20 protein-coding genes and 1 pseudogene are annotated in these 22,774 nt (G+C 70.5%); 8 read left to right on the forward strand and 13 right to left on the reverse strand.

The genetic code is table 11. The annotated features are described in order from the left end of the window. Positions 1 to 39 precede the first annotated feature (39 nt). Together ACE1OA_RS00120 and ACE1OA_RS00125 are read right to left on the reverse strand one after the other, a co-directional pair. Positions 40 to 639, reverse strand: a complete 600-nt coding sequence (locus tag ACE1OA_RS00120; RefSeq protein WP_432751941.1) for a hypothetical protein — start codon at positions 637 to 639, stop codon at positions 40 to 42. Beyond that, positions 636 to 1,166 (reverse strand): annotated as a pseudogene (locus ACE1OA_RS00125) (SseB family protein). Before ACE1OA_RS00125 ends, ACE1OA_RS00120 begins: the two are co-directional and overlap by 4 nt. A 391-nt stretch (positions 1,167 to 1,557) precedes the next feature. Here ACE1OA_RS00125 and ACE1OA_RS00130 point away from each other — a divergent pair. From ACE1OA_RS00130 to ACE1OA_RS00145, 4 genes are all read left to right on the forward strand, one after another. Further along, on the forward strand, positions 1,558 to 2,268 hold the full coding sequence (locus ACE1OA_RS00130) for a hypothetical protein (protein ID WP_432751942.1): 711 nt from the start codon (positions 1,558 to 1,560) through the stop codon (positions 2,266 to 2,268). Positions 2,269 to 2,350: 82 nt separating this feature from the next. Next, positions 2,351 to 2,971, forward strand: a complete 621-nt coding sequence (locus ACE1OA_RS00135; RefSeq protein WP_386539966.1) for a hypothetical protein — start codon at positions 2,351 to 2,353, stop codon at positions 2,969 to 2,971. Beyond that, complete coding sequence (locus tag ACE1OA_RS00140) at positions 2,968 to 3,621, forward strand: hypothetical protein (protein ID WP_386539922.1); 654 nt, start codon at positions 2,968 to 2,970, stop codon at positions 3,619 to 3,621. Before ACE1OA_RS00135 ends, ACE1OA_RS00140 begins: the two co-directional genes overlap by 4 nt. 355 nt (positions 3,622 to 3,976) lie before the next feature. Continuing rightward, positions 3,977 to 4,294: a hypothetical protein gene (locus tag ACE1OA_RS00145; RefSeq protein ID WP_432751943.1), complete on the forward strand. Its 318-nt coding sequence runs from the start codon at positions 3,977 to 3,979 to the stop codon at positions 4,292 to 4,294. Between the two features lie 160 nt (positions 4,295 to 4,454). On the opposite strand, the gene ACE1OA_RS00150 is transcribed toward ACE1OA_RS00145, so the two are convergent. Together ACE1OA_RS00150 and ACE1OA_RS00155 are read right to left on the reverse strand one after the other, a co-directional pair. Further along, the gene (locus tag ACE1OA_RS00150; protein WP_386539918.1) at positions 4,455 to 4,784 is read right to left on the reverse strand and encodes a hypothetical protein; all 330 of its coding nucleotides are present in this window, start codon (positions 4,782 to 4,784) and stop codon (positions 4,455 to 4,457) included. A 397-nt stretch (positions 4,785 to 5,181) separates the two neighbouring features. Beyond that, entirely contained in the window at positions 5,182 to 5,790 is a 609-nt protein-coding gene (locus tag ACE1OA_RS00155; RefSeq protein WP_386539916.1) for a TetR/AcrR family transcriptional regulator, read from the reverse strand. Between the two features lie 139 nt (positions 5,791 to 5,929). On the opposite strand from ACE1OA_RS00155, the gene ACE1OA_RS00160 reads away from it, so the two are divergent. The 3 genes from ACE1OA_RS00160 (at position 5,930) to ACE1OA_RS00170 (ending at position 8,084) form a co-directional block, all read left to right on the forward strand. Continuing rightward, positions 5,930 to 6,733 carry an alpha/beta fold hydrolase gene (locus ACE1OA_RS00160; RefSeq protein WP_386539914.1) on the forward strand — a complete coding sequence of 268 codons (804 nt, stop codon included), beginning with the start codon at positions 5,930 to 5,932 and terminating at the stop codon, positions 6,731 to 6,733. Further along, entirely contained in the window at positions 6,730 to 7,347 is a 618-nt protein-coding gene (locus tag ACE1OA_RS00165) for a dihydrofolate reductase family protein (protein ID WP_386539912.1), read from the forward strand. The genes ACE1OA_RS00160 and ACE1OA_RS00165 overlap by 4 nt, the downstream gene beginning before the upstream one ends. A 137-nt stretch (positions 7,348 to 7,484) precedes the next feature. Beyond that, complete coding sequence (locus ACE1OA_RS00170) at positions 7,485 to 8,084, forward strand: DUF7677 family protein (RefSeq protein ID WP_386539910.1); 600 nt, start codon at positions 7,485 to 7,487, stop codon at positions 8,082 to 8,084. A 779-nt stretch (positions 8,085 to 8,863) separates the two neighbouring features. On the opposite strand, the gene ACE1OA_RS00175 is transcribed toward ACE1OA_RS00170, so the two are convergent. Beyond that, complete coding sequence (locus ACE1OA_RS00175) at positions 8,864 to 11,182, reverse strand: LuxR C-terminal-related transcriptional regulator (protein WP_432751944.1); 2,319 nt, start codon at positions 11,180 to 11,182, stop codon at positions 8,864 to 8,866. A 115-nt stretch (positions 11,183 to 11,297) separates the two neighbouring features. Between ACE1OA_RS00175 and ACE1OA_RS00180 the strand changes: the two genes are divergently transcribed. Beyond that, entirely contained in the window at positions 11,298 to 11,975 is a 678-nt protein-coding gene (locus ACE1OA_RS00180) for an esterase/lipase family protein (protein WP_384866971.1), read from the forward strand. A gap of 676 nt (positions 11,976 to 12,651) precedes the next feature. Here ACE1OA_RS00180 and ACE1OA_RS00185 read toward each other — a convergent pair. The 8 genes from ACE1OA_RS00185 to ACE1OA_RS00220 all read right to left on the reverse strand — a co-directional run bounded on the left by ACE1OA_RS00185 (position 12,652) and on the right by ACE1OA_RS00220 (position 22,768). Further along, positions 12,652 to 14,826: an FUSC family protein gene (locus ACE1OA_RS00185; RefSeq protein ID WP_386539906.1), complete on the reverse strand. Its 2,175-nt coding sequence runs from the start codon at positions 14,824 to 14,826 to the stop codon at positions 12,652 to 12,654. A gap of 155 nt (positions 14,827 to 14,981) precedes the next feature. Then, positions 14,982 to 16,115: a hypothetical protein gene (locus ACE1OA_RS00190; protein WP_356603916.1), complete on the reverse strand. Its 1,134-nt coding sequence runs from the start codon at positions 16,113 to 16,115 to the stop codon at positions 14,982 to 14,984. 131 nt (positions 16,116 to 16,246) lie between these two features. Next, entirely contained in the window at positions 16,247 to 17,998 is a 1,752-nt protein-coding gene (locus ACE1OA_RS00195) for an FAD-dependent oxidoreductase (protein ID WP_432751945.1), read from the reverse strand. Beyond that, the gene (locus tag ACE1OA_RS00200; RefSeq protein ID WP_356603920.1) at positions 17,998 to 18,261 is read right to left on the reverse strand and encodes a UBP-type zinc finger domain-containing protein; all 264 of its coding nucleotides are present in this window, start codon (positions 18,259 to 18,261) and stop codon (positions 17,998 to 18,000) included. The genes ACE1OA_RS00195 and ACE1OA_RS00200 overlap by 1 nt, the downstream gene beginning before the upstream one ends. 67 nt (positions 18,262 to 18,328) lie before the next feature. Continuing rightward, positions 18,329 to 18,787 (reverse strand): thioredoxin, encoded by a 459-nt coding sequence (gene trxA / locus ACE1OA_RS00205; RefSeq protein WP_384866977.1) that lies wholly within the window; start codon positions 18,785 to 18,787, stop codon positions 18,329 to 18,331. Next, on the reverse strand, positions 18,784 to 21,423 hold the full coding sequence (gene clpB / locus ACE1OA_RS00210) for an ATP-dependent chaperone ClpB (RefSeq protein ID WP_384866979.1): 2,640 nt from the start codon (positions 21,421 to 21,423) through the stop codon (positions 18,784 to 18,786). Before clpB ends, trxA begins: the two co-directional genes overlap by 4 nt. Continuing rightward, positions 21,414 to 21,821: a chaperone modulator CbpM gene (locus ACE1OA_RS00215; protein WP_356603926.1), complete on the reverse strand. Its 408-nt coding sequence runs from the start codon at positions 21,819 to 21,821 to the stop codon at positions 21,414 to 21,416. The genes clpB and ACE1OA_RS00215 overlap by 10 nt, the downstream gene beginning before the upstream one ends. Then, entirely contained in the window at positions 21,821 to 22,768 is a 948-nt protein-coding gene (locus ACE1OA_RS00220) for a DnaJ C-terminal domain-containing protein (protein ID WP_432751946.1), read from the reverse strand. Before ACE1OA_RS00220 ends, ACE1OA_RS00215 begins: the two co-directional genes overlap by 1 nt. Positions 22,769 to 22,774: the final 6 nt, after the last annotated feature.

Raw genomic sequence — 22,774 nt, forward strand, 5'->3', positions numbered from 1 at the left:
CTCCCCCCACCGCGGCTGCTCGGCCTGATCGACCGTCGCCTAGTCGGGATCCAGATCCTCCCTGAGCTGTGCGTCAAGGCGATCACGGACGGCCGGATCGATCAGACCGGAGCGCTCCATGGAGTCCATCTGCGCATCCATGACGTCATAGCCGGTGTTCTTCCAGTTCTGCTTCACCTCGCCGTGCGCCTCGGAGAACGACTCGCCGCTCCAGTCGGCGTTGTCCCACATGTGCTGGTCACGGATCGTGTCCCAGCGCATCCCCTTCACCTCGTCCTCCGACAGATGCGGGTTCCCGTTGAGGGAGTTCACCCCGATCTTGATCGAGTCCTTGATGTACTGCTCCTGCTCCGCGAACGAGCCCGCCGACAGGCCCACTCCCCGCGCAAAACCGTTTCCCCGCAGGGTCAGCGCGCGTACGCCCCACTCCCAGCGGTTGCAGAACGTCTCGAATTCCGACGTCAGCCCACCGTGCCCCAACTCCAGCCCCGAGAGAGCCAGATCCGAGAATCCACGACCCGCCGACGCCTCCCCGATCATGCCGAGCTCCTTCAGCTCGGCATGCGCCAGGTCGATACCCTTCGCGATCTCCACCAACGCCGCCGCCGGCGCCGCGAGATCCGGCTTGTCCCCACTCATCGCGTCCCCGTTCCCCCGAGATTCACCGCCACCTCGTCCGGGACAATCCCCGCCACCGGCGGAAAGAGCGCCCCGTCCGCACTGCCCGCATCCAGCGCGACACCACCCGGCCCGGGCAGCATCGGCACCATCACATCAAGAAGCCGCGCGCCCAGGATGGTCCGGTACGTCCACTCCCGCCCGGCCCCTCCTCGCGCCACCGCGAACCGCGCCAGCGCCTCCTCGTCCGAGAAGGCTCAGATCCACCGCACACCGTCGAAGTCGGCAGTCCACAGGCAGTCCTGGTCGTCGAAGGGCACCAGTACGGCGGTACGTCGGAATTCGCCGAGCAACCGCGCAAACTCCCGCCGCGCGTACGCAGCTTCATCGGCAGGCTCCCGGTCCGGCGAAACAGGCGGCCTCCCAGCGGCCAGGATCTCCGACGTCGGCGCAGCTGCCGAAGGTAGTCCCGACACTGCCACGTTCGTCAATTCGGCTAGACGCGTGATCTGTTGAGCGTTCGGCATCTCATCCCCGTTGTCAGTCACGTGAGCATGCTGCCATGTGCATTCGCTACCAGCGACCCGCCCTCGACGATCGCAGCGTTCACACCGTCGCTCACGCAGCGGCATGCAGGAAGGGACGGCTTGCCCTCAGCCGCTCCCCATCGCGCTGACTAGTAGGGCCAAACAGTGGGCCAGGCAGCCACTTGCCTCGCAGGCCCTGCCTGCAGGCCATCCGCACCGAGGACGATGCGGAGTAGGCGCTGGGCACCCCGGGAGCTGGGCCGCGCGCCTTCCAGCTCACCGTTGGCACCCACCGCTCACCGTTGGCACCCACCGCCACTACGCCAGCCAGGCCAATCCGATCGTGCTCAGCCGGAGCGGCGGGCGCGGGGTGAGTGCCGGGGGGAAGCGCAAGCTGAACAGGCGGTTCGCGGTGGAGCGGAACCAGTCGGCTGAGCTGGAACCGCAGGTGTGGGGCCAGCTGCCCTTGTTCGCTCCACCACGCACCTCGACCCGCGACACGGCCCTCGCCGGCCGACGGCTGTCCGGCTGGGATGGGGCCGAGACTGTGCTGCTGACGCTGACCGCCAAGCGCCGCATGAGCAAGGCCTGGCGCTGCTGGGTCACCGAGATGGTCCGGCTCGCACTGTCGTTGCGCGAGGCCGACGGCGCCGAGCTGACGTGTGAACGGCTGCTGCGGGAGCTGCCCAAGTCCGGCGACGTGGTCTGCATTGTCCTCCTGCGCGTGGGCCTACTGGTCAGCGCGGCTCGCATCGCGCTCCTGCGGCGACTGCAACGCCTGGTTGCCCGAGAGTCGGTATGCGGGATTTCGCTGCGACCCGTGGCGGGAGTGGCGCATGCCAACCGTCACCAACGCTGGCTCACCAGCGCCAACCCCCACGTGCTGGTTACCCAGAAGACCGCCCCTGACCCGGACTACCCGGCCGTGCACCGGATCACCATGCAGAAGGTCCTGCCCAGGGGACAGACCCTCGACAGGCTGCGCCAGGACCGGATCCTCGACGAAGCGTTCGCCACCGGCGACCCGCTCAAGCTCATGAGGCTCTTCGGCATCACCGAACAGACCGCCATGCGCTACGTCGGCACCGCCTACCCGGAGCGAACCGCGAAACTGCCCAGGTAGCGGGCACCCGCCGAGCCCGATGCCGCAGCGAAAGCCCGTGGCGGTGTCGCAGCGGGTCCGGCATCATCCCTGTGTGATTGTGATGCAACCCGTTCTGGAGATCTTCGCTGCCGCCGACTTCGCGCTCTGGCCGGTGGGCGAGCAACAGTCGTACGGGTACCTCGTGCTGGACGGGGAGCTGACTCCAACGGAGGTCGGCACGGCGGTTATGCGGATCGCCGACTGCAACAACTTCGAGCCGCAGGAGGAGCACGGGCCGTGCCCGACCGACCCGCTCGGCGTGTTCCTGCACGGGCTGCTCACCATGCCCGACCTGTTCGCCGCCGGCGGGTTCCGGGTTACCGACATAGCCACCGACACCGTCTTCGTCGAGCCGGGCTGCTGCAACGGCCTGGAGACCTGGCGGGACTGGCGGGAGGTGCTAGACGGCACCGGCTGCTCCTACTTCGGCCACGACCCGTCCTCGGCGGCCGAACGTGTCGGCGACACCGTCCGGCTGACTCTCGACGCCTACGCGAAGGACGGCAGCCCGGTGATCGAGCTGCCGGTGGACCAGGTGCGCGCGCTCGTCGCCGGTGCCCAGACGGACCTGCGGGACTTCCTCAGCCTCGCCGGAACCTGGGCCGAACAACACCTGCCGACACACGCCGCCGCCGTCACGGCCGCCTTGGCCCGGGCAATGGACCTAGAGCTCACAGAATGACCAGCTTCCTGACCCACCGGGCGCGCGTGCACGACGCCCGGCTCCCTCTCCACCGGCGGCACAGCGCGCTGCGCACGTGCCTCACCGTTTTCGCTCCTTACGGCCTGCGGGCGACATACCACCACCTCACACTCAGCGCCGCGGTCCCTCGACAGTTGGAGGCGGACCCGGACGCGCTGGCGCGGGCGGTGGAGGAATTGCACGAGGCGCGGGTGCTGTGGCTCGTGCGGGCAGAGGAGTACACCGTGCAGCGTCGGGCGGAGAAGCAGGCCGGGCGGCGGGCTGTGCCGAACCCTCGGCCGTGGTGGCTGCGGAGCTGGTGGGAGAGCCCAGAGCGTGCATGGTTCGAAGACCCGTTTCGCCACCCGTCGCTGCGACTGTCCGAGTACGTCCGGCGACAGAATGCGCTTCTGGACGGCGCCGATCTGCCCGGCTGCCCGGCTTGCGGGGACGAGGGACCGCGAGTGCTGAGCTCGACCGGGCATGGCTGGGTCGAGCTGTGCCGTGGGTGCGCGTGGGTGCTGGCGCCATGTCCGTGCGGCCAGCGGCACCGGTTCGTACCGGATACCCCATTCAACTGGAACGGGATCTGGCAGCGGGCGCACATGAGCGATGACGGCATGCCGAACCCACACTGGCCTGCGACATAGCCACTCGGTGCGGCAGGGCGAACGCTCGGGAAGCCAAAGCCCGTAAACCACGGCGAACCCACGCGCAGGACCACCACAGGCATCAGCTGACCTACAGGTTCCGGCCTCCCAGCGCTCAGGATTCCGGGAACCCGCGGGCTTTCATCCCGACCGAAACATAAACGCGCACACTGACACGGCAAAACTCTGGCCAGTGGGTCAGGCACCGCGATCCGCACGGGGTCCCGGGGCGCGGGATCAAGGTGCACGCGTAGGCAGGACCGGCACGGCCGAGGCTCGGGAGCGGGGGGCGTATCCCGGGTGCCTGGCCTTGGGCGCCTTCGGGTTGGATGGGCCTGTGGCGAGAAGACCCAAGATGAAGAAGAAGCGGCCGCCCTTCGGCATACCGAGGGAGATCATCCTGCTGACGGGCCGACGCGACGTGTGGCCGTACACCTTCGTCGCCGACGATTCGAGCGGTGCGTGCGGGAAGGTCGCCATGCCGTCCGACACGGCCGTCGAGGAGGTGCAGGTGGCGCTCTTCGCGCCCCTGGCGGAACTCACCCGCACCTTTCACGGCGTCGACCTCGAGGTGGCCTGGTCCTGCCTGACACCCGATTCGTGGGTCGGCAGGATCCGGCATGTCGCCGTGACGGAGCCTGCTCAGGCCGACGGGGTGGGCGAAGCAAGGTGACCTCGTGTCGGTCGACGTGAGGAACGAACAAGGTGGCCCGCCAGACGACTCATGATCCGTCGGTCGAGCCCGCGGGCCTCCCCGTGGTGGGTAACGCGTAGACCTGCCACCACCGGTCTGCCTCAGCGCGAGCCAGTTCGGTGTCGTACCGGCGGGTCGGTCAATGGGACGAAACGAAGCCGGCTGACTGGTCCAGGTGGAACGGTGAGCCGGGGATTTCGGGCGTCCAACCGGCGGCGAGAGCGGTGCCAATGCTGTCAGCGACATGGGTGGGAAGGACCGGGGGGCCTTGTGCTCCCACCCAGTTGCTCGGGTGCGGCTGGCTGGTGGCGATCACCAGCGTGGTGCCCGGCGTCTCGGCGTGCTCGGCTGCGTAGGCAAGGGGGGAACGGGCGAGGCCCTGGTCGTAGGTCGGCCGTCCCCGAAGCCGCCACCGGTAGGTGGTGCCGTCCACGGTGATGAGCCGCGATCCCTTTGTGACCAGTGCCATGTCCACACCCTACTTCCAGCGGGTTGGCGGGCACGAAGCCCACGGACAGCCCGGCGGGCGACGAGGGGCTCACATACCCGCCGGGTCCCGGCCGACCCCGCCACCCGGTATCCCTCACCTCGGCCGACACCAGGACACCTTCCCTCACCCATCCCCCGGCAGGCGCCGGTAGCCGCGCAGTGCTGGGTCAGGTGTAGAACTGCATAACCGGTCTGGCTCAGCGCGAGCCGGTTCGATGTCGTACTGGTCTGCGTCGAAGTGGGTTTCCGACGGCGGCTTCCCGTGTCGGGAACGGCGTCGGCCATGCGTCGAGCCATCCGCAGCGCCTACCACGGTGTTCGGACCAGGTCATGCTGCCCCTTTCCGGTCTGGCAGATCGGCTGTTGCGGCGTGGTGGTCAGCGGTAGGCGGCGAGAAAGACGCGGGCGCCGGCGGCGGCGTAGCGGTCGAGGTCGGCTTCGGTGTCCTGGGACCGGCCGGTGAACATGGCCTTGTTCACCGGAATCCACAGCAGGAGGCCGGAGAAGTGGTTCGCGGCCAGGAGGGGATCGTCGATACGGAGCAGCCCCTGGTCGGCCAGGCGTTGGAAGGTCGCTGCCAGCGTGGCGAGCCCTCGCTGGAAGCCCCGCTCGTACCACTCGGTGCCCAGGTCGGGAAAGACGTCGGCATTGGCGATGATCAGGCGCCGCAGCTGGATGACCTGAGGGTGAGCGAGGGTGGTCAGGAGCTGACGGGCCAGTCGGGTCAGGTTCTCTTCCAGGTTGGAAGCGTCGGTCGGGATGTCGGCCAGCAGGTCGATCGTGGTGTCGAGCCGGTCGGTGGTGGCCAGCACGATCTCGGCGAACAGCTTCTCCTTGTCCGAGAAGTGCTTGTAAACGGTCTGTTTGGACACCGCGGCCAGCTTTGCGATGTCGTCCATGCTCGTTCCCGAGTACCCCTTGTCCAGGAAGACGCTGGTCGCGGCCTCCAGGATCGCCTCGTGCTTGCGCACTGAGCGGCTGTCCATCATCGACTCCTTCTACTTCCGTGTCATCTTCCCACAGAGTACTGGACTGACCAGTACTCATGTGGGTACTGTACCGTCCAGTTCCGAACGGGCTGCAGCCTGCAGGCCTGAGTGCGGGCAGAATTTGGAGTGATTTCCCATGGATAAGGTGTTCTCGGCCGACGGCACGACCATCGCCTTCGAGCAGCACGGCTCGGGCCCTGCAGTGGTTCTTGTCGGCGGCGCCTTCATGACCCGCGGCGATTCGGCCGGACTCGCCGGCCTGCTCTCCGAGCACTTCACTGTGATCACGTACGACCGCCGGGGCCGCGGCGACAGCGGGGACAGCCCGGAGTACGACGTGCAGCGCGAGGTCGAGGACCTGGACGCGCTGATCCGGCGCGTGGGCGGCGAGGCGATGGTCTTCGGCATGTCGTCCGGTGCCGTGCTGGCGCTGGAGGCCGTGGCCCGGGGCAGCGCCGTCTCCCGGCTGGCCGTGTACGAACCACCCTTCATCACCGATGACAGCCGTCCGCCGCTGCCCGTCGACTACGTCGCCCACCTGACGGAGCTCGTGGGGCGAGGAGCGTACGGCGATGCCGTGGCCTACTTCATGAGCGCGGCCGTGGGTATGCCCGCCGAGGCCGTCGCCGGGATGCGCCAGGCCCCCTTCTGGGCCGGAATGGAGGCCACCGCGCACACCCTGCCCTACGACGGCCAGGTCATGGGCGACACGATGTCCGGACGGCCACTGCTCGCCGACCGCTGGCAGTCCGTGACCGTGCCCGTTCTCGTCGGCAGCGGGGACGCGGGCGCACCGCAGATGCTCACCAGTGCGCGGGAACTCGCCGCGCTGGCGGACAACTTCGCCCTGCACGTCTTCCCCGGCCAGGAGCACAACATCGACCCGGAGCTTCTCGCCCCCGTCCTGACCGGCTTCTTCACCACCGGGGAGCAGGCGTGAGCAAGGTCTTTGCCAGTCTGGGCATGTCCCTGGACGGCTTCATCGCCGGCCCCAACTCCCGTCCCGACAACCCGCTCGGTGACGGCGGAATGCGCATCCACGAATGGGTCTTCGGCGTCGAGAGCTGGCGGGAGCGCCAGAGCATCGACGGCGGGCAGACCAACCAGGACGACGACATCGTCCAGGAGAACTTCTCCCGCGCCGGCGCCTACATCATGGGGCGGCAGATGTTCGCCGAAGGCGAGGCAGACTGGCCCGACCCGCCGCCCTTCCGCGCCCCCGTCTTCGTCCTCACCCACACCCCGCGGGAACCGTGGGTGCGGCAGGGCGGCACCACCTTCACCTTCGTGACCGAAGGGATCGACAGCGCGCTGGCCCAGGCTCGCAAGGCCGCAGGGGACAAGGACGTCCAGATCTCCGGCGGTGCGGACACCGTACGGCAGTTCATCGCCGCCGGACTGCTGGACGAACTCCAGATCCACCTCGCGCCCGTCGTACTCGGCTCGGGCCTCCGGCTCTTCGACGGCGTCTCGCCCGGTCTCGGACTCGTGTCCACACGGGTGGTCGACTCCCCCCAGGTCACTCACCTCACGTACCGGATCACAACGTCATAGGGACCGTCGTCAAAAGATCTTGTCGAGACGGCGCGGGGGGTCATGCACGATGCTTGCGTGGAACATCTCTCTGGCGACATGCGCGCTTCGCTTCGGCTGTTCGCCTTCTACTTGGCGAACGGCACCATCGACGTTGAATGCTCGATGGGTTCGACTACCGCACGACCGTGTTTCACTCCGGCTCTTCGCTGGAGCAGGTCTTCGCGATCTATGGCAATGTCCTGCACGTTGACGCAGATGGCATGGTGCTGAATGACGGGGATGCGCAGTACCGGGTCGCGCAGTGGATTCGGGCGTGCTGCGACCCCAGCTACCGGGTCGAGCCGCCGCTCCCGCGTCGGCATCGGCGTCGCCGCGGCCCGCAGGCACCGGACCCGCTCACCAAGGACACCGTGCGCATCGACCTCGACACCGCAGCCGCCGAGGCGGGCGTCCCGGCGAACGCTCCGGACTACGCGCGGACGTTCGAGGACGCTCCGGCCGCCTCGCCGCCCTCGTGCGCCGTCGCGTTCAGGGCTCTCGGCGACGCGACGGCCCCGCTGGGCCCTCTCCGACTGTCTGCGTTCGCGGCGCAACTGGCGGTTCGGTCGGCCATTACCTCCCCGGATCCGTACGCGAGATTCGTGTCTGGGCCGGCCACGATCTCGACGAGCTCGTCCCGGGTGATGTCCGCAACCGCAGGACGCGCCGGCGGGGCCGCCTCCGTCGCGAACTCCTCCAGACTCCTGCTGCCGTAGTACTCGGCGAAATCGAGAGCCTCGTAATCGTGCCCCGTCATCCCGTTGAACGCAGCGATCGCCTCGCCCGCCGCCTCCGAGCACGTTTCCGGAAGGTCAGCGATTCGCTCCACCTCGGCGCACAGCTCATCCAGCCGCTGCCGACTCACCAGCGGGGGCACCAAATCTGATCGCAAGTCCACGAGCTCATTGTCCCCCGCTGCCGACACGCCCGAGCCGAACGCTGCGCGCTGCCCCTTGGCATCCCCATGCCTGGACAACTCCATCGAGCACTGACGTCCAACCCCCACACACGTCGACCTACAGCCGACCGTCATCGCAGAGGTCGCTGGTAGTGACTTCTCGATCGGTGAATGCCCTGGTGAGCTAGGGACACCAGCCCATCACGCGGTCGAACATGCGGATGCAGAAGCCCTGGCCCGCTTGCTCGCCAGCAGCTCTGATCCCGCTGAGGTCTTCAGCGACCTGACGCTGCTGGCGCAGGCGAGGTGATCGGCTTCGGCGGCACCGGGCGAGGCAACCGATGCGTTCAATGGTCCGGCAAGGACGGCTCGGCCGCTGCGAGGCCTCAGCAACACGAGCGCCCGCAATGCAGCATGTCGATGGCGGCTTGGGCGGTGAGGGACTGCTGCCGCCAGGCGAGGGCCGGGGCGCTGGCCTGCAGCAGGCGGGCGGGTAGCGGGAAGGTGATGAGCAGCCGGAAGGCCTCGGTCGGGTGTCCGGAGTAGAGGGCGGCGGTGTATAGCCGACGCCGCGCCTTCACGAGGTCCGGCTCCAGGTCAGCGACCTGGGGCTTCGTTGTCGTCCAGGGCTCTGAGGGTGCCTGCCGTGCCCTGTGCGTCGACAAGGCGCGCGAGTTCCACCCGCGACGAGATGCCGAGGCGGGCGTAGATGCCGCGGAGGTGGTGGTCAATCGTGCGGGGGCTGAGAACCAACCGGATCGCGATCTCGCGATTCGTGGCTCCCTCCGCCACCATGCTGGCGATCAGGGTCTGCTGCGCGGTGAGCGCGCCAAGGGCCGCCGTCGGGAGGCGGGCGCACCGGGCCGTATCGCCGAGTGCGCGCAGCTCCGCCTCCGCATGCCGTGCGCTGGGCAGGGCCCCGAACTGCTCGAACGCCTGGAGCGCCGCACGCAGCCGGTCCCGCGCCTCCGTGGTTCGCCGCATCCGCCGGAGGGCGATGCCGTACAACAACTCGGTCCGCGCGCGCTCGAGGTGACGGCCATCCGCGTCGTGCAGGTCCAGGGCGTCACGGTAGTGGGCGTCGGCTTCCCCGCCGGAGGTGAGCAGCGCCCGGCAGCGGGCCGCGAGGGCCAGATGCCCCGGGCTGGCGACGGTGCCCGCCCAGCGTGTGTAGCCGACGGCCGCCGCGGCCGCGGCGGCGGGTTCGCCGGCGCGGACGGCGGCCTCGACATAGTGCGGGGTGGAGAGCAGCCGAATCGCCGGATGCCCGTGCCCGGGGCCGAGGCGGGCGAGGGTGCGCAGCTGGGAGGCGGCTTCGGCGGGGCGGCCCTGCGTGAGGTCGAGGTAGGCGAGCGCCCAGAGGCTGAGCGCCGTGGCGAGCCCGATGCCGTGCTCCGCCGCGTACGACCGTGCCTGCCGGGCGCGGTCCCGGCACGCGGTGGTGTCGCCCTGGACCGCGGCCAGCAGGGCGAGGCCGGCCAGGATGTGGCAGGCGACGTTGTCCTGGCCGGTTTCGCGGGCGAGGCGGTGCGCGTCGACCGCGGTGGCCGTCGCGGCACCGAGGCGCCCGTTCCACGCCTCGGCGTACGCGCGGAACTCCAGCGACCGGGGCAGGACGGCGTGTTCGCCCTGGGCGCGGGCGGCGGACTCGGCCTGGTGCGCCGTGGCCAGGGCAAGGTCGTCGTCGCCGAGATAGAGCGCGGCCAGCGCCGCATGGACCAGCACGGTGGGGTTGTCGCCGTGCCGGGCGAGGGACACGGCTTCGCGGAGCCGGACGACGGCCTCGGCGTAGCGGCCGCATACGGCGGAGGCGATCCCGGTGAGTCCGGCGAGCAGGGCGCGGGCAGCGGGCGCGGACGGTGGCGGGCTCTTCCGGGCGAGGACCGCGGCCTGGTGGCAGCGGTGCAGGTCGCCGGTGTAGTGGCCGACTTCGGCAGCGTACGCGAGGGCGTACGCTGCGGTCGCGGGGGCGTCGAAAGCGTACCCGGCAGGCGTACCGCCGGTCGCAGAACGCCCTGCGCCGGTCACGGCGCACACCCCCCGCGCGCCGGCGAAAGCGGAGGTCGCCGCCTCGGCAAGGTCGTCGTAGGCATCGGGGGCGTGCCCGGAGCGCAAGGTGACCAGGCCGCGCAGCAGCCTCACGCGGGGATCTGTGCCGGCAGCCGTGCGTTCCGCGGCGGCGAGGAGGCAGCGTGCCCGGTCGGGCTGGCCGCCGTGCCAGGCGTGGAGGGCGGCACGGGCGAGGGCGGCGTGGCGGACGGCGGTGTCGGAGCTAAGGAGCGCGGAGCGTTCCGCATGGTGGGAGGCGGTCGCCGGGTCGGGGGCGGGTGCGCTGGCCAGGGCGCGGGCGAGGCGGCTGCTCGGACCAAGGGAGGCGCAGGCGCGATGCCAGTTCCACGGGCCGGGCTCGGTCCTCGAGTCGAGGACGAACGCCAGCGATCTGTGGGCAAGGCGCCGCTCCTCGGGTCCGGCGCTGTCATACACCACGTCCCGTACCAGCGGGTCGGCGAAGACGAGACCGGCGGCGGTGGAGCGGATGAGGTCGGCCTCCTCGGCGGGTTCCAGGTCCGTGGGCTCGTGTCCGGCGGCAACCACCGCGCGGTCGAACGCCCGGCTCTCCACGGGGTGCTGGTCGGCGGCGGCGAGCAGCAGCAGTCGGCGCGTGGCGGCCGGCAGCCGGGCGAGGCGGGTGCGGTGCTGTTCCGTGGCCAGCAGTCGGCAGGTCAGCGGATCTGGCAGCGGGTCGAGGCCGGCGCGTTCACGCGCGGTGAGTGCGGCGGTGAACTCGGCCGCCGCGCGCGCGTCGCCGTGCACCGCGAGCCAGATGCGAACGCTGACGCCGTCCTGCGACAACCCGGGGGCGCAGGCATCCGGCTGTTGTCCCGGCGCACCCGCGCTGCGTGGCCCAACTGGCATGTCTCGTAACGCTAGAGCTAAGTTACCGGCGTGTAAAGACTGGTGAAACAGCCGATGGCTGTGGCGTCGCGCCGCCCTCACTCTGGGGCTCCCCCAACGAGTGCGAGGATCCCCGATGCGACGATTCACCCGTGCGCTCTCCGCCGTCGCGGCCTGTGCTGCGGCGGCGGCCGTCCTGCTGCCGGCGGCCCCGGCCCAGGCGGCCGTGCCCGATCCGGTTCTGTTCGTCCACGGATACAAGGGCGGCGCGTGGAACTTCAACGAGATGGTCTCCGACTTCAAGGCGTCCGGCTGGCCGGCCGACCGGCTGTACGCGATGTCGTACAACCCGTTCCAGTCGAACGAGACGACTGCCGCGCAGATCCGCGACCAGGTCAACGCGCTGCGCGCCCGCACCGGCGCGGCGAAGGTGGACGTCGTCACCCACTCGATGGGCGGCCTGGGCTCGCGCTGGTACCTGAAGTTCCTCGGCGGCACCTCGTACGTCGACGACTGGGTGTCCTTGGGCGGCCCGAACCACGGCACGAACGCGGCGCAGGTCTGCGACTGGGTGCTCGCGTCGTGCAAGGAGATGGCGACGGGCAGCACCTTCCTGACCGCCCTCAACGGCGGTGACGAGACGCCCGGGGCCGTCAACTACGGGACCTTCTGGTCCACGTGCGACGAGTTGATCAACCCGGACTCGAGCACGGTCCTGTCCGGCGCGAGCAACACCAACGTGGGGTGTGTGGAGCACGCGTGGCTGCTGGTCAGCGAGAACGTCTCGCAGCTGACGCGGAACTTCGTCAGATGACGCGAGCCGTCACCGACTGAGCCTCGGAGGCGGAGGGCGGTCACCCCGAGGCCGTCCTCCGCCCGGACGCCTCGGCGCGGGACCAGGTCCGCGGCGAGACCCTTCTCGGCTACCGCGCGCGACGGAAGTGAACGGCCGTAGCGGATATGCGTGGGCGCATTCTGGCAGCAAGTGCACCACAGCGCTTTTTGCCCACCAGCCCCTTCAAAGCCCCGGTCACGCCGCCTCCCAAGCAGTTCGCCGTAGGCGACCAGGTCACACACGACGTGTACGGCCTCGGCCGGGTCATGGGCATAGAGGAGGGGATCGCGGCGGTCGTGGACTTCAGCTGGGCGCAAGAGCGGGTCTTGAGTCCGTAGGCCAAGATGAGCAAGCTGTAGGACCGCCGTGATCGCGGCCATGGCCGGCTCGTGGGTGCTGGTGTCGACGTTGACTGCTTCCAGGCTCTGGCAGCGTGCCCCAGCTGTGCCCTGCGGGGCGGTGAGCAGCGGTCGACATGGGCGTCTCGGGATCGGCGAGGAATGCCAAACCCAGGAGCGTTTCCGTCCGCCGGAAGCACCGGAGCGGCACCTGACCGGGCCGCCACCGCCTGAACAGCGCAGTCGTCCCGCGGAGCCGACGGGGACGGGACCGTCTTCCCGCTCCCGGAGGTGCGGCGCTCCCGTCGCCGGAGCCGTCACCCACCCCAGTGGGCGGGTCCTGATCCGTCACGTTCCGCCGCCGCGGCCGCCCGTACCCGTTGCTCCTCGCGAGCGGAGCCGACGTCCCGTTCCAGGGCTGTACGGCTCACGGCCGTCGCGAGGTCCTCCAAGGCCTGCTTCTGCATCTCCGCCCCGCGCCGCACCACCGGGCTCCCGTCTCCGGCGGCGGCGCCCTCCCACGCGTGGAGCGCCTCCTCCACGCGCGTCCAGTCCGGGTTCCTGTGCTCGCGCACGTCGACCGCCGCCTGGGCGGTGCCCGCCTCCAGGGCCTCGGCGAGCCGCTCCGCCTCGGGGACGGGACGGCTTTCGTCCCGCGGGACGTGGCTCTCCATGAGCATCGCCGCCCGGTCGAACCCCTGGAGCGCCTCCTGCGCCTCCTCCGCCTCGCGTGACGTCAGGCCCCTGGGGCGGACCGGTTCCTGTCTTGCCCGGTCGTATGTCTCCTGCCAGGCGGCACGTGCCTCCCTGCTCGCGAGCAGTGCCCTGCGCAGGTCGGCGCGATGTTCCCGGGTCGGTTCGGCGTGGCTGCGGAGCACCGCGGCCGCGTAACGGCCCTCGGCGGCGAGCCAATCCGCGAGTCGGCCCGGCAGCCGGGGTGTCTCCCATGCGGGGAACACCATGTACGCCAGCATCGCCAGGGCCCCGCCGAGCAGGGTGAGCACCACCCGCTCCGGGACCGTCTGCTCCCATGCCTGTCCGCCCATGCCGAGCAGGAAGACGACGTATGCGGCAGTGAAGCACTGGGAGTAGGCGTAGCCAGTACGGTTCAGCATGAAGGACAGGCCCGCCGAGACCACCGCCAGCAGGCCGAACACATGGGCGTCCGGGCCGAGGGCCCGCACCATCCCGGTGGCGAGCGCGACCCCCGCCAGGGTCCCGGCGAGACGGGCCACCGCCCGCGCGTACGTCTGGTGAAAGTCCGGCCGCATCACCATCACCGAGGTGATGGGCACCCAGTAGCCGTGGCCCACCGGTAGCCGGGCGGCGATCAGGTAGCCGAGCGTGGCCACCGCCGCCAGGCGGACGGCGTGCCGGAACACGGGAGAGTCCCGGCGGAGCTCAGGGCGGACCGCCCTGACCACGACCGGCACCAGCCGGAACATGGTCGGGCGCACCAGGAACTGGGCGTCCGCGGGGCCGGGTGGCGCGGGCGTCCTCCCACGCGTGCCGCACCGGGCGATCTCCAAGGCCTCGCCGAGCATTTCCACGAGCCGCTCGGCGGCCTGCCGCGCGGGGCCCTCCAGCACCTCGTGCTCCTCGTCGACGCGCAGGGCGTCCGTGCGTTCGGGCGACACCGCGGCGGGAGTGCCGCGGCGGATCGAGCGGGCGGCCGCGTCCAGGACCTCGGCGGCCGCGTCGAGCAACTCCCTTGCGCGGTCACGCCCGGGTCCCTCCGCCGGGGCGCCGACGTCCGGGTCGGCGAGTGCGGCGACGACCGGCCGAATGCGCTCGGCGAGCCCCCGGGGGCCGTGCAGGACGGGAGGACGGGTGCGGGCCTGCGAGGGCGTCACGGCGGCCGCGTCCCGGGCCGTCATCAACGGTTCCGGGTCGAACGGGGCGGTCGGGTCGTGCCGCAGCCGGCGGGCGTAGTCCGCCACGGCGGCCAGGGCGTCGGCGAGCGCGTCACGATGCGCCCCCCAACGGCGGATCGGGAACAGCAGGATCAGCAGGGCCTGCGCCACTCCCCCGAGCGCGATGATCCCGGCGTGCTCCAGAGCCCGCCCGACGCTCGTGGGCAGGGTGACGGTCACCAGCATGCTGCCGACCGTCGTCGCTGCGACGATCCCGGCGGTCGATCCGACGGCCCACGCCATCCCTGAGGCAAAGGCCCATACGGCCAGCAGGGGGAGGAACGTCGCGAGTCGCCCCGCCGCCAGATAGCCGACGAACGTGCTGAGCGCCAGACCGGTGCCCGCGCCGAGCGCGATCACTTTGCGGGGACGCCAGGTGCGCTGGAAAGTGGCCGCGCCCGCGGAGTAGGCACCGAGGGCGGCGGACGCGGCGTACGCCGGGGAGGCCAGCCACAGCGCCGGCCCGATGACGATCGCCACCCCCGCAGCTGTGCGGAGCGCGAGCAGGGGCTCCAGTCGCGCCTCCTCGATCGTGAGTCCGGATCGCACGACTTCCCGGAGGGCCCGCAGCCACGTCACGGACAGGAGCCTAGCCGGACCCCCTACCGGGTCGCGCCGGCCACGCCGCCGAGTCCGTCGAGCATGAGGCTGGAGTCCTCGTGTCCCTCGGGGCGCCGATCGACCGGCGGCATCTTCGGACCCGGACGACCACCAAGCACCGACGCATCTCCGACTCAGGTCACCGGCTGGTCACCGTGGTCGCCTTGGAGCAGGTGGCGACGTTCCTTCTCGCGCGTGGAGTAGGCGGCCGCGCGGATCGCCTCGTCGCTCTCCAAGCCTGATCCCAGCGCGCCGGCCACCGTGGCGACCGAAGCGACGAACCAGGACAACGTCAAGTACTCCGTGGCGTGCAGCGGGGTTCCTGTCATGGAAGCGAACACCCGGTCGTTGAGGATGAACAGCGCCCACACCAAGTTGACGACCATCAGACCCACGTAGCAGACGAGCGCCCCGATACCGACGGTGAGGACCGTCGAGGTGTTGTAGAGCCGCGCCGTCTGCCTCGCCTCAGGCGAGCCCTCTGTCGATCGATGCCATAGCTCCCCGTCCACGATCAGCCAGCCGATCATGAGCCCGACGGACCCGACCATGGCGATCACGAGGCGTGGCGCGCTCAGGGCCCCGGAGAGGCTCCAGGTGGTGGAGTCCAGGGTGGCGATGGCCCCCGTGGCGAGTGCGGCCGCCAAGGCTTTCGACAGGCCCGATACCAACCGCCAAGGCCGGTTGGCGCGGACCATACCGACGAGCACCCGCAGGTAGCCGCGCGGCCCGCTGACGACGTATCGAAGATCCGCCGTCTCCTCGTCACCGACCTGGCCCCGATGGACAGGCGCGAGCCGGCCGGCAAAAGGGCGCGGAAGCGGCTGACTCCGCGGAAGCCCCTCCGCCCCGGTGGCCTGCGGCCCCACCAGGCCGAGCACGGCTTCTTCCACGGCCCGCCGAGCCCTCGTCTGCAGCCGCAAGCCCCCCAGGGAAGGGAGGGACAGCAGCGCCAAGCCGTGTTCGTGGCTCAGATCGACAACGATCTTGCGCCCGTGTGAGTGCAGCGGAAGGTCGGTGAGGGCCACCACGATGTCCCAGTTCTCCGCACTTCCTCGGTCCATGATCCGGCGCATCAAGGTGGGCGGGTCCTCGGTCCCTGAGGTGAAGGGCTCACTGACCACCCTGACGTCGAACCGACGCCCCTGGCCCGCCATTTCGGCGAGCCGATCAGGAAGTATCCGGGCGATGCGCTGCGCGATGTCCGTGGGCGCGTCCGGATCCGCCAGGAGAGCCACGACCGTAACGCCCTGCGACGACACCCGCACGACCGGACCATCCTCCTCGGCTGCCCTCCGCGATTGCAGGGGTTCACAGGATGCCCCGAGGTGGAGGCGAAGCCGCGGTGACACGCTGTTCTTACGGGTCGGGCCACCTGTGCGGTCCGTCAGGGGCAGGGTCAGCGCGGGGCCACGGACCCGCCCGCTACCGGCCGACCTCCCTCGGAGTCGGCGGTGACCAGGTTTCCCCTACGTTCGCGGTGCTCGTGCACGAGACGAATCGCCATGGCGCCTTCACCGGTCGCCGAGGCCACCCGCTTCACCGAGCCGCTCCTGACGTCGCCGGCGGCGAAGACCCCGGGAAGCGTCGTCTCCAGCAGCATCGGTTCGCGGCCCAGCGAGGCCCACCGGTTCGCGTCGGCCACCGCCCGGGCGTCGGCGCCGGTCAGGACGAAGCCCCTCCCGTCCAAGGCCAGCACGCCCTTGAGCCATTCCGTGCGCGGCCGGGCCCCGATGAACACGAACAGCGCCGCGGCCTGCAGCTCACGGCGCTCCTTGCTTGCGTTGTCCTCCACCGTCAGCGACTCCAGCTGCTCCTCCCCGGCGACGCCCCGTACTTCGGTGTGGAGCAGCACCTCGATCTTGGGGTGCTGCTCCACCTGGTTCACCAGGTAGCGCGACATGTCCGCGTTGAGGTCGCCGCCCCGGACGAGGAGGTGGACCTCGGACGCGTGGTGGGCGAGGAACAGCGCCGCCTGCCCGGCGGAGTTCCCGCCGCCGACCACGGCGACCGGGTCCGCCCGGCAGAGGCCGGCCTCGTGGACCGTCGCCGCGTAGTAGACGCTGATGCCTTCCAAGCGGTCGATGCCGGGCACTTCGAGCCTGCGGTACCGCACGCCCGAGGCGAGCACCACGGCGCCGGCCCGGGCCCGGGACCCGTCCGTGAACGTGACGAGGTACTCATCGTCCTGCGGGGTGAGCGCGCTGACCTCCGCCGGCACCATCAGGCGGGCGCCGAACTTGTGGGCCTGGAGGACCGCACGTTCGATGAGTTCTCCCCCGGAGATGCCGGACGGGAAGCCGAGATAGTTCTCGATGCGGGACGAGGTCGCGGCCTGGCCTCCGGTGGCCACGGCGTCGACGGTGACCGTGGTGAGACCGTCGGAGGCACCGTACACGGCGGCGGCGAGTCCCGCGGGGCCCGCACCGACCACCATGACATCGCACCGTTCGTCCGCGGGCGACGGGGCGGGCAGCCCGATGAGCCGGGCGAGTTCGGCGTTGCTCGGATTGCGCAGGAGCCGCTCGCCCTGCCAGAGGACCACCGGTGTCTCCTCGGGACGGATGGCGAACCGGCGCAGCAGCGCCTCAGCCTCCTTGTCCCTCTCCAGATCCACCCACCGGTGGGGCAGCCGGTTGCGGGCGGCGAACTCGCGCAGCCGCAGCGTGTCCCGTGAGTAGCACGACCCCAGGATCCGGAAGCCGGCGCCGAGGCCGATGAGCAGGTACCTGCGGCCCAGGTAGGCGCGGAGGATCAGGTCGCCGAGGACGGGGTCGCTGCCGACCAGGGCGCGTTGCCGCTCCACCGGTACGGCCAGGATCTCGCCGGCCTCGCGCACCACGGCGGTGTCGAAAGCCGCATGGCCCTCCAGCAGACCGAGTTCGCCCAGGAACCTGCCGGGTCCGTGGACCGCCACCGTCCGCTCCTCGGGGCCGCCCTGGTCGTGGAGGATCTCGACGGTCCCGCTGAGGATCGCGAGGAACTCCCGGAACGGCTCGCCCTCGCGGTACAGCACCTCTCCCTCGGCGGTCCTGCGGCGCTCACCGTGCGCGCTCAGGTCCATGAGCTGCTCCGGAGTGAGGCGCGGGAACGCCCCGTACCGGTCCGGTGTCTCGCGGACCGCACCATTCTCGTGCTCGGCCGTGCTCATCAGACCAGAGCCTCGTGGACGTAGCACCAGCGCCAGTTCTCTCCCGGTTCGAAGGACTGCACGACGGGGTGACCGGCGCTCCCCGCATGCCCTCTGGCGTGCTTGAGGGGGGAGGAGTCGCAGCAGCCCACGTGACCACAGGTGAGGCAGAGGCGCAGGTGCACCCACGGGGACTGCACCCTGAGGCACTCCTCGCAGCCCTCCGGGGTACGCGGCGTCACTGAGCGAACCATCGCCAGGTGTGGGTCGACAATCGTGGCCATGAGAGTTCTCCTTCCGTGAATGGGCCTGATCGGCCGCGGCCGACGATCTTCCTGAGCACCGTCGTCTTCACCCTCCCGCAGTGGTATGCCGGCCCCCCATCGCCTGCTCGACCCACGAGCGCAGGACGTGCGCGGGTGCCGCGCCGGCCTGCCGGGCGAGCGTCTCGCCCTGCTCCAGGACGAGCAGGGTCGGCACCGCCTGCACCTCGAACCGCCGACTGAGCCGTGGGTTCTGGTCGACGTCGACCTTGACGAGCTTGATCTGTCCGGCGAGGTCCCGGGCGACCTGTTCGAGGGCTGGGCTGACCATGCGGCAGGGACCGCACCAGGTGGCCCAGAGGTCGACGACGACGGGCACCGTGGCGTTGTCGGCGACCTCGGCGAAGTCGTCGTCGGCCGCGTCGACGACCCAGGGCAGGGGCTGCTTGCAGTGGCCGCATCGGGGCCGTCCCTCGGCGGCCACGGGAATCCGGTTGCCGCGCCCGCAGTTCGGGCAGGTCACCGTCGTCGTCCGGATGGTGTTCACGCCGCCCTCGCTTCCCGGACGCCCTCCTGCTGGTCGTAGGTGACCACCAGCTCTCCGTGCTCGGCGTCGACGCGCACCGTAGCGCCGTCCTGGACGTCGCCGCGCAGCAGGGCGCGCCCGACCAGCGTCTCGACCTCGTGGGAGATGTAGCGCCGCAGCGGTCGGGCCCCGTACACCGGGTCGTAGCCCTGGTGAGCGATCAGCTCCCTCGCGATGTCCGTGAGTTCGACGGTGATGCGGCGCTCGGCGAGCCGCCGTCGCAACTCGTCGAACTGCAGCTCCACGATCCGCTCGATCTGCATCTCACCGAGCGGCTTGAACAGCACGATGTCGTCGACCCGGTTGAGGAACTCCGGGCGGAAGTGCCCGCGCAGATCGCCCATCACCAGGGCACGGGCGTCGGGCTTGATCTCACCCTCGGCGGTGGCGCCGTCGAGGAGGTGCTCGGAGCCGATGTTGGACGTCATGATGATCACGGTGTTGCGGAAGTCGACGGTGCGGCCCTGGGCGTCGGTGATGCGACCGTCGTCGAGGATCTGCAGCAGCGTGTTGAAGACATCGGTGTGCGCCTTCTCGATCTCGTCGAACAGGACGACCGAGTACGGCTTGCGGCGTACGGCCTCGGTGAGCTGGCCGCCCTCCTCGTAGCCGACGTATCCGGGCGGAGCGCCCATGAGCCGGCTGACGGTGTGCCGCTCCTGGTACTCGCTCATGTCGAGGCGGACCATGTTCTCCTCGGAGTCGAACAGGGTCCGGGCGAGGGTCTTGGCCAGCTCGGTCTTCCCGACGCCGGTGGGGCCGAGGAAGATGAACGAGCCGATGGGGCGGCGAGGGTCGCGGATGCCGGAGCGGGCGCGGATGATGGCGTCGGTGACGAGCTTGACGGCCTCGTCCTGGCCGATGACGCGCTCGCGAAGGATCTCGTCGAGGCGCAGCAGCTTCTCGCGTTCGCCCTCCTGGAGGCGGGCGACGGGGACGCCGGTCCAGGCGGCGACGATCTCGGCGATCTCCTCCTCGGTGACGACCTCGCGCAGCAGCCGGTTCTGCCCTTGTTTGGCGGCCAGTTGCTCCTCCTCCGCGGCGAGTCGGCGCTCCAGGTCCTGCACGCGGCCGTAGCGCAGTTCGGCGGCGCGGTTGAGGTCGTAGGCGCGTTCGGCTTCCTCCGCCTCGTGGCGGACCTGTTCCAGTTCCTGGCGCAGTTCCTGCACGCGGCGGATCGCCTGCCGTTCGGCCTCCCACTGGGCGTGTTTGGCGTCGGCCTCGCCGCGCAGGTCGGCCAGTTCCCTGCGCAGCTCCTCCAGTCGTGTCTTGCTGGCGGGGTCGGTCTCCTTGGACAGGGCGGCGTCCTCGATCTCCAGCCGCGTGACGCGGCGGGTGATCTCGTCGAGTTCGGCGGGCATCGAGTCGATCTCGGTACGCAGCCTGGCACACGCCTCGTCGACGAGGTCGATGGCCTTGTCGGGCAGGAATCGATCGGTGATGTAACGGTGGCTGAGGGTGGCCGCGGAGACCAGCGCGGTGTCCTGGATCTTCACGCCGTGGAAGACCTCGAGGCGTTCGCGCAGTCCGCGCAGGATGGAGATGGTGTCCTCCACGCTGGGCTCCTCGACCAGGACCTGCTGGAAGCGGCGTTCGAGGGCGGCGTCCTTCTCGATGTGCTTGCGGTACTCGTCGAGGGTGGTGGCGCCGATCATGTGGAGTTCGCCGCGGGCCAGCATCGGCTTGAGCATGTTGCCCGCGTCCATGGCGCCTTCCGCTGCTCCTGCGCCGACGACGGTGTGGAGTTCGTCGACGAAGAGCAGGATGCGCCCCTGGGCGGCCTTCACTTCGGACAGTACGGCCTTCAGGCGTTCCTCGAACTCGCCGCGGTACTTGGCGCCGGCGACCAGGGAGCCCATGTCCAGGGCGAACACCGTCCTGTCGCGCAGGCCATCGGGGACGTCGCCGCGGACGATGCGCTGGGCCAGGCCCTCGACGATGGCGGTCTTGCCGACGCCGGGGTCGCCGATGAGGACGGGGTTGTTCTTGGTCTTGCGGCTGAGGATCTGGGTGACGCGGCGGATCTCCGCGTCACGGCCGATGACCGGGTCCAGCCGCCCGGACCGAGCCTCGAGGACCAGGTCACGTCCGTACTTCTCCAGAGCCTCGTAGGCCACTTCGGGGTTGGCGGAAGTGACGCGCTGGTTGCCGCGGACCTGGGTGAGCGCGCTCAGGAACGAGTCCCTGGTGATGCCGGCCTGTTTGAGTAGTCGCCCGGCGGCGGTCGACGAGCTCTCCTCGGCCAGGGCGAGAAGGAGGTGTTCCACGGACACGTACTCGTCCTTGAGGCGTTTGGCCTCCCGTTCGGCGGCGTCGAACAGGTGGGCGAGGCGCTGGGTCACGAAGACCTGGCCGGGCGCCGCGCCGGGGCCGGTGACCTTCGGGCGACGGGAGAGTTCCTCGCGCACGGCCTCGCGCAGTCCCTTCGGCTCCTTGCCGACCTGCTCCAGCAACCGCGGGATCAGGCCGTCCTCCTGATCGAGAAGTGCGAGCAGCAGGTGTTCCCCGTCGACCTCGGTGTGCCCCATGCGGCCGGCCGAGGTCTGGGCCTCCTGGAGGGCTTCCTGGGACTTCTGGGTGAGACGGTTCATGTCCATGGGGGTGTTTCACTCCTCGTGCCGCGGCCGCGCAGGGCGGCTTCGAGCAGGCTGATGCGGTCGAGCAGGTCGAGCACCAGGCCGATGGATGCGTAGTTGAGGCAGAGTCCCGTGCGCAGCCGCTGGATGCGGGCGAGGACCGCCGGGGCCGTGGGGTCGAACACCAGGTGCCCCGCGGCGTCGCGTTCGGCGTCGATCAGGCCGAGGGCGACGAACCGCCGGATCAGCTCGGGGTGGAGGCCCGAGCGACGGGCCACGGCGTCGAGGGAGAGCCTGGGGGCGGGCACGAGCGCGTACCGCACGGCCGTCGAAGCGGTGGAGTCGGCGCCCGTGCGTACCGGACGGTTGCCGACGCCGGCCCGGCCGGGGCCTGACGCTTCCGCGCGTGGTTCGTTCATCACGTCCTCCTGGGGTCGTACGAGGAGGCGGCGGCGAGCTCCGCGAACAGTTCGCGCTCCCGGTCGCCGAGGGTGGGTGGCACCACGATGCGGAGTTCGGCGTACAGGTCGCCGTTCGCGCCGCGCGGGTTCGGCATGCCCTCGCCGCGCAGCCGCAGCCGCCGCCCGCTGGACGAGCCGGCGGGCACCGTGACCTTCGCAGTGCCGCCGCCGGGGGTGGGCACCGGCACGGTCGCACCCAGGGCCGCCTCCCAGGGGGCCACCGGGACCTGGACGTGCACGTCGCGGCCGTCCAGCCGGAACCGGGGGTGGGGCTGGATACGCACGCGCAGGTACAGGTCGCCCGGGGCGGCGTCACCACTGCCCCGGCCGCCCTCGCCCGCCAGCCGGATGCGCTGCCCGTCGGTGACGCCCGGCGGCACGTCGACCTCGTACCGCCGCGGCTGCCCGGTGGGACCGGCGAGCGTGACGGTGCGACGGCCGCCTCGGTACGCCTCCTCGACGGTGAGCGCCAGTTCGGCCTCCTGGTCCGCTCCCGGGACGCCCCCTCGGGCGGCGCCGGCTCCGAACATGGATCCGAGCAGGTCCTCGATATCGATGCCCTCCGCTCCGAAGTCGTCTCCGAAGCCGGTGTAGCGGACCCGAGGACCGCCCCCGCCCCCGGTCGTCCGACCGCGGAAGCCGCCGCCCGCTCCGGCCGCGACCCGTTCGTCGAAGTCCTCCGGGATCTTGCGGAAATCCTCGCCGAAGCGGTCGTAGCGGGCTCGGGTATTGGGATCGGACAGGACGCTGTACGCCTCGTTGAGGTCCTTGAAGCGCTCTTCCGCCCCGGGGTCCTTGTTGACGTCGGGGTGGTGCCTGCGGGCGAGTTTGCGATATGCCTGCTGGATCTCGTCCTGGCTCGCGGACCGCGACAGCCCGAGCACCTCGTAGTAGTCCCGCGCCATGACCGG

This window comes from Streptomyces sp. JL2001 (assembly GCF_050917515.1).
GTDB lineage: Bacteria > Actinomycetota > Actinomycetes > Streptomycetales > Streptomycetaceae > Streptomyces.